Origin of the sequence: Mesorhizobium sp. M6A.T.Cr.TU.014.01.1.1 (assembly GCF_004022765.1) — a bacterium.
GTDB classification, from domain to species: domain Bacteria; phylum Pseudomonadota; class Alphaproteobacteria; order Rhizobiales; family Rhizobiaceae; genus Mesorhizobium; species Mesorhizobium mediterraneum.
The window spans coordinates 1-496 of the sequence record NZ_RZPG01000095.1 but is presented as its reverse complement, the minus strand read 5'-3'; the positions used below and the strand labels follow the sequence as shown (position 1 = coordinate 496).

Here is a 496-nt window from a genome sequence, read left to right as displayed (position 1 = left end):
CGGCAAGGCCGGGCCGCAGGCAGGCGAGCCGATCGACGCGCGCGTGCGCGTGCTGAAAGCGGTTGCGGAGGGCTGGCAGAGTTTCGGGCCAAGCCGGGTGACGCTGGGGCCGACGGCGCTGGTCCGCCTCGAAGGCACCGAGGTCGACATCATTCTCAACACCAACCGCACACAGACCTTCGAGCCGGATATCTTTTCCAACATCGGCGTCGATCCGATGGCCAAGGACATGCTGCTGATCAAGTCGACCAACCATTTCTACGCCGGCTTCGAGCCGATCGCCGCCGAGATCATCTATGTCTCGGCGCCGAGTTCGTATCCTAGCAATCCGGCGGTGACCGATTACAAGAAGCTGACAAGGCCGCTGTGGCCAAGGGTTGCGGATCCTTGGAAGGATGCAGGCAATCTCCCCCCTTGAGGGGGAGATGTCGCTGAAGCCGACAGAGGGGGTCGCCTGACGTAATGCGCCAACCTTCTTCTGCCGCAGCAGGCCGAG

General features: G+C 63.1%; 1 protein-coding gene. It reads left to right on the top strand.

Going from position 1 to position 496, the window contains the following annotated elements:
• Window positions 1–418, top strand: a 418-nt coding sequence (locus EN885_RS33115; protein WP_164897980.1) for an MlrC C-terminal domain-containing protein, incomplete at its 5' end; no start/stop codon positions are given.
• Window positions 419–496 lie beyond the last annotated feature (78 nt).